This window comes from Bacillus sp. MRMR6, assembly GCF_001940785.1.
GTDB lineage: Bacteria > Bacillota > Bacilli > Bacillales > Cytobacillaceae > Neobacillus.
Genome location: NZ_MSLS01000003.1, coordinates 330,187 through 336,886 on the forward strand (window position 1 = coordinate 330,187; position 6,700 = coordinate 336,886).

Annotated in this window: 4 protein-coding genes and 1 rRNA gene; all 5 read left to right on the top strand. The window is 39.0% G+C overall.

Features of this window, described 5'->3' with window-relative positions:
• Window positions 1-19 precede the first annotated feature (19 nt).
• Complete coding sequence (gene recF / locus BTR25_RS05830) at window positions 20-1,138, top strand: DNA replication/repair protein RecF (RefSeq protein WP_075687043.1); 1,119 nt, start codon at window positions 20-22, stop codon at window positions 1,136-1,138.
• A 9-nt stretch (window positions 1,139-1,147) separates the two neighbouring features.
• On the top strand, window positions 1,148-1,396 hold the full coding sequence (remB, locus tag BTR25_RS05835) for an extracellular matrix regulator RemB (protein ID WP_075687045.1): 249 nt from the start codon (window positions 1,148-1,150) through the stop codon (window positions 1,394-1,396).
• A gap of 62 nt (window positions 1,397-1,458) precedes the next feature.
• Window positions 1,459-3,381: a DNA topoisomerase (ATP-hydrolyzing) subunit B gene (gene gyrB / locus BTR25_RS05840; protein ID WP_075687047.1), complete on the top strand. Its 1,923-nt coding sequence runs from the start codon at window positions 1,459-1,461 to the stop codon at window positions 3,379-3,381.
• A 98-nt stretch (window positions 3,382-3,479) separates the two neighbouring features.
• Window positions 3,480-5,999, top strand: a complete 2,520-nt coding sequence (gene gyrA, locus BTR25_RS05845) for a DNA gyrase subunit A (protein WP_075687049.1) — start codon at window positions 3,480-3,482, stop codon at window positions 5,997-5,999.
• Between the two features lie 330 nt (window positions 6,000-6,329).
• Window positions 6,330-6,700, top strand: a 16S ribosomal RNA gene (locus BTR25_RS05850); the annotation flags it as partial.

Below are 6,700 nucleotides of genomic sequence, written 5' to 3' on the forward strand. Positions count from 1 at the left end.
AAAGGATGATGTCGGTTAAATGTATATTGAACAGATTGAATTAAAGGATTATCGCAATTATGAGCGATTATCTGTTGAATTTGAAAATAAAGTGAATGTCATCCTGGGTGAAAATGCTCAGGGAAAAACAAATGTTATGGAATCAATCTATGTTCTAGCGATGGCAAAATCCCACCGAACCTCAAATGATAAAGATTTAATTCGCTGGGACCAAGATTATGCTAAAATTGAGGGTAGGATTCAAAAGCAGCATAGCTCACTACCTTTGCAATTAATTATTTCGAAAAAGGGTAAAAAGGCTAAATGCAACCACATGGAACAGCAAAAATTAAGTCAATATGTTGGAAACATGAATGTTGTTATGTTTGCACCAGAGGATTTAAATCTAGTTAAAGGTAGTCCGCAAGTGAGACGCCGTTTTATTGATATGGAGATTGGGCAGGTTTCGCCAATTTATTTACATGATATGAGTCAATATCAAAAAATACTTCAACAACGCAATCATTTTTTAAAAATGATGCAGATTAAGAAGCAAAATGACCAAACGATGCTCGAAATACTAACAGAGCAGTTTATAGAAATGTCCGTGAAAATTGTCATGAGGCGCTTTCAATTCCTTAGGATGCTGCAAGAATGGGCAAAACCCATTCATAATGGGATATCTAGAGGCCTCGAAACGTTAGAAATTACCTATAAACCTTCTGTTGATGTATTAGAAGACCAAGATTTGTCGAAAATGAAAGCAAGTTATGAAGAAAAATTCAGTAAAGTTAGAATGAGAGAAATCGAACGAGGAACTACCCTTTTCGGACCACATCGTGATGATTTATTGTTTTTTGTTAACGGAAGAGATGTACAAACATTCGGCTCACAAGGTCAGCAAAGAACAACCGCTCTTTCTGTTAAACTTGCCGAAATTGAATTAATTCATTCGGAAATTCGTGAATATCCGATTTTGCTTCTTGATGATGTTTTATCGGAATTAGACGATTACCGTCAGTCACATCTGCTTAATACCATTCAAGGGAGGGTCCAAACGTTTGTGACCACTACAAATGTTGATGGGATTCACCATCAAACATTAAAAGAGGCATCAACATATGAAGTATCCTCTGGTATTATCAATAAAGTAAATTGAGGTGGAAGAGTGTATATTCATATTGGGGAAGATCTTAATATCAGGGCAAAAGATATTATTATGATACTTGATAAAGGTTCTGTGAATTCTTCGGATTCCATCAGTGACTTTCTAAAGCATCATGAAGAAAAACTAATAAACCTATCGAAAAACCCCTTTAAATCGGTCGTTGTCACCCAAGAGAAAGTATACTTATCCCCGATTGCTTCCGGAACCTTAAAGAAACGATCTAATCAAATGTATTTTCAAGAATATTGAAACCCTTATTTAAAATATAGAGTTATTTTTCACTAAGAAAGTGCGGGTGAATTGAATTGACGATGGAACAAAAAACAATCGACGAACAAGCATATGGTGCGGATCAAATCCAAGTTCTTGAAGGACTTGAAGCTGTACGGAAAAGACCGGGAATGTATATTGGCTCAACTAGTGCAAAGGGCCTACATCACCTTGTTTGGGAAATTGTAGACAACAGTATCGATGAGGCGTTAGCTGGATATTGCGATGAAATTAACGTCAGCATTGAAGAAGATAATAGTATAACAGTAAAAGATAATGGCCGCGGTATTCCCGTTGGTATTCATGAGAAAACTGGCAGACCAGCTCTTGAAGTGATTATGACGGTTCTCCATGCAGGAGGTAAGTTTGGCGGCGGCGGTTATAAGGTTTCTGGTGGACTTCATGGTGTTGGAGCATCAGTTGTTAATGCCCTTTCCACAGAGTTAGAGGTTTACGTTCATAGAGATGGAAATATCCACTACCAGAAATTCGAAAAAGGTGTACCTGCTGCTGACATCAAAATGATCGGTACAACAGAGGTAACAGGTACGTTTACCCGTTTTAAACCAGATAGTGAAATTTTTACGGAAACACTTGAGTACGAGTATGATATTTTAGCGACACGTTTGCGTGAACTTGCATTCTTAAATCGTGGCATTAAAATTACAATTGTAGATAAGCGGGCTGAAAACAAACATAATGAATATTACTATGAGGGCGGAATTAAATCCTATGTTGAGCATCTAAACCGTACCAAGGAAGTTATTCATGATGAACCAATCTTTATTGAGGGCGAGCGCGATGGAATCAGCGTTGAAGTAGCACTTCAATATAACGAAGGCTATACAGATAATATATACTCATTTGCAAATAACATTCATACCTATGAGGGCGGAACACATGAATCTGGCTTTAAGACAGCTTTAACACGGGTTATTAATGACTATGCTCGTAAAAATAGTTTGATTAAAGAGAATGATACTAATCTTTCAGGTGAAGATGTTCGCGAAGGAATTACAGCGATTGTCTCAATTAAACATCCTGATCCGCAGTTCGAAGGCCAAACTAAAACAAAACTTGGTAATTCAGAGGTAAGAACGATTACAGATCAGTTGTTTGCAAGCCATTTTGATAAATTCTTATTAGAAAATCCAACTGTAGCTCGAAAGATCGTTGAAAAAGGTCTTATGGCTGCACGGGCGAGACTAGCTGCGAAGAAGGCAAGAGAATTAACTCGTCGAAAAAGCGCACTGGAAGTTTCGAGTTTACCTGGGAAATTGGCTGACTGTTCATCTAAGGATCCTGCAATTAGTGAAATATATATCGTTGAGGGTGACTCTGCGGGTGGATCTGCCAAACAAGGACGTGACCGTCATTTCCAAGCAATTCTACCATTAAGAGGTAAAATACTTAATGTTGAAAAGGCTCGTTTAGACAAAATTCTTTCTAATAACGAAGTTAGGGCCATGATTACAGCGATAGGTACGGGGATTGGTGAAGATTTTGATATTTCTAAGGCTCGTTATCATAAAATCGTGATCATGACGGACGCCGATGTTGATGGTGCTCATATTCGAACACTTATCTTAACTTTCTTTTACCGTTATATGAGACAAATTCTAGAAGCGGGTTATGTATATATTGCACAGCCCCCACTCTATAAAGTTCAACAGGGTAAACGAATAGAATATGCCTATAACGATAAAGAATTAGACAGGATATTTTCAGAACTTCCAGCAAGTCCAAAACCAAATATCCAGCGATATAAAGGTTTAGGAGAGATGAATCCTGTACAATTGTGGGATACAACAATGAATCCAGAAACGAGAACTATGCTTCAGGTTAGTCTAGAAGATGCAATTGAAGCAGATGAAACCTTTGAAATGTTAATGGGTGATAAAGTTGAACCACGCCGTAACTTCATAGAAGCAAACGCACAATACGTTAAGAATTTAGATATATAAAAAGGATAGAGGGTAGACCACTATCCTCCTTTTTTCGTTTATCTAGTTCAAGAGGTGGCCCTAATAAAGTTAGGTCACCAAATTAGGAGGTACCAAATATGGCTGATACACCAAATCCTCAGGTAAGAGAAATTAATATTAGTCAAGAAATGAAGTCTTCTTTTCTTGATTACGCAATGAGTGTTATTGTTTCACGTGCACTGCCGGATGTTCGCGATGGTTTAAAACCAGTTCATCGCCGTATTCTTTATGCTATGCATGATCTCGGAATGCATTCGGACAAACCTTACAAAAAATCTGCTCGTATCGTTGGAGATGTAATCGGTAAATACCATCCACATGGTGATTCTGCCGTTTATGAAACAATGGTACGTATGGCCCAAGACTTCAACTACCGCTATATGCTTGTTGATGGACATGGAAACTTTGGTTCGGTTGATGGTGACGGAGCTGCAGCGATGCGTTATACAGAATCACGTATGTCCAAAATCTCTATGGAACTATTAAGAGACATTAATAAAGATACGATTAATTTTCAAGATAACTATGATGGTGAAGAAAGAGAACCTGTGGTTTTGCCAGCGCGTTTTCCTAACCTTCTTGTAAATGGTACAACAGGTATTGCGGTAGGGATGGCAACAAATATTCCTCCACACCAGCTCGGTGAGATTATTGACGGCGTATTGGCTGTGAGCCAAGACCCAGAAATTACGACACAGGAGTTAATGGAAATTATCCCTGGCCCAGATTTTCCTACAGGCGGTATCATTATTGGACGAAGCGGTATTCGTAAAGCATATGAAACCGGAAGAGGCTCCATTACGATAAGAGCCAAGGTTGAAATTGAACAAAAATCTAATGGTAAAGAAGTCATTATCGTTAATGAAATTCCTTACCAAGTAAATAAAGCGAAATTGATTGAGAAAATTGCTGAATTAGCACGGGATAAGAAAATTGAAGGTATTACCGATTTAAGAGATGAATCGGATCGAAATGGAATGAGAATAGTCATTGAAGTCCGTAAAGATGCTAATGCCAACGTCCTTCTAAATAACTTATATAAGCAAACAGCACTGCAAACAAGTTTTGGAATCAATACACTGGCTCTAGTTAATGGTCAGCCAAAGGTTCTGACTCTTAAACAATGTTTAGTTCACTATCTTGACCACCAACAAGTTGTTATCCGAAGAAGGACTTTATTCGAACTCCGTAAAGCGGAGGCACGTGCTCACATTTTAGATGGTTTAAGAATTGCACTCGATCATCTCGACCAAGTCATTGCATTAATTAGAGCCTCACAAACAGCGGATATTGCCCGTGAAGGATTGATGACCACATTCAATCTTTCTGAAAAGCAAGCTCAGGCTATTCTCGATATGCGCCTACAGCGTTTAACAGGATTGGAAAGAGAAAAGATTGAAGAAGAGTTCCAAAGCTTAATGAAGCTGATCGGTGAATTAAAAGCAATTTTAGCTGATGAAGAAAAAATACTCGAAATCATACGTGAGGAATTAATAGAAATTAAAGAACGCTTTAACGATAAGAGGCGTACAGATATCGTCACCGGCGGGATTGAAAATATCGAGGATGAAGACCTCATACCACGAGAAAACATTGTTATCTCGCTTACTCATAACGGCTACATCAAACGCCTTCCAGTGTCTACATACCGTGCTCAAAGACGTGGAGGACGAGGTATCCAAGGAATGGGGACAAACGAGGATGATTTTGTTGAACATTTAATTACTACTTCAACACATGATACGATTTTATTCTTCACGAACAAAGGAAAAGTATATCGTGCGAAGGGTTACGAAATTCCAGAATACAGCCGTACAGCAAAAGGACTGCCAATTATTAATCTCCTTGGTGTAGAAAAGGGAGAATGGATTAATGCAATTATTCCTGTTGAGGAATTCGTTGATGAATGGTCCCTATTCTTTACTACTCGTGAAGGGATTTCTAAACGTTCGCCGCTAACTTCATTTGCACACATTCGTAATAACGGATTGATAGCCCTAAGTCTTCGAGAAGGTGATGAATTAATATCTGTTCAGTTAACAGATGGAACTAAACATATCATTATTGGAACGAAAAAGGGTATGCTGATTAGATTCCCTGAAACAGACGTAAGATCAATGGGAAGAACAGCTACTGGTGTAAAAGGAATAACCTTGGATAGTGACGATGAAGTAGTCGGTATGGAGGTACTGGAAGAGAATAATGATATCCTGATTGTTACTAAAAATGGATACGGAAAACGTACCCCATCAGCTGAGTATCGTATACAAGGAAGAGGCGGTAAGGGGATTAGGACTTGCCACGTAACTGAGAAAAATGGCTACCTAGTATCTATGAGAGCTGTAACAGGCGAAGAAGATCTGATGCTTATAACCACTGGCGGTGTTTTAATTAGAATTGATGTAGCAAGTATTTCAAGCATGGGCCGTAATACACAAGGTGTTAAATTAATTAGCATTAAAGAAAGTGAGAATGAATACGTTGCAACTGTAGCTAAGGTTGAAAAAGAAGAACAGATAGCAATAGAAGAAGGTGAAGATGCAGAAACAATTGAAGCATCTGAGCTAGATACAATCATTCCATCAGATGAGGAATAAAGTGAAGCCTCCATCAATGGGGGTCTTACTGCCCGTTACTGCGGGATAGATAACTTTAAGGGGGAACATTCAAACGTTCCTCTTTTTTTATTGACCCAGCCTAATACTTCTGGTATACTCATTTGAGTCGGCAACAATTTATATTATATTCACATTGGAAAATAATATTATGTTGACTTATGCAAATAAAGATGATATATTAATAAAGTCGCTTTTGGTGATGAAGTAAAAATTGATCTTTGAAAACTAAACAAACAAAAATGTCAACAAACAATATTTTTCGTTTCTTGATTGAAATGAAGCCAACGTAACAAATGAGCTATATCAACTTTCATGGAGAGTTTGATCCTGGCTCAGGACGAACGCTGGCGGCGTGCCTAATACATGCAAGTCGAGCGAATCCTGAGGTGCTTGCACCTCTTGGTTAGCGGCGGACGGGTGAGTAACACGTGGGCAACCTGCCTGTAAGACTGGGATAACATCGGGAAACCGATGCTAATACCGGATAATCCTTTTCCTCTCATGAGGGAAAGCTGAAAGTCGGCTTCTCGCTGACACTTACAGATGGGCCCGCGGCGCATTAGCTAGTTGGTGAGGTAACGGCTCACCAAGGCGACGATGCGTAGCCGACCTGAGAGGGTGATCGGCCACACTGGGACTGAGACACGGCCCAGACTCCTACGGGAGGCAGCAGTAGGGAA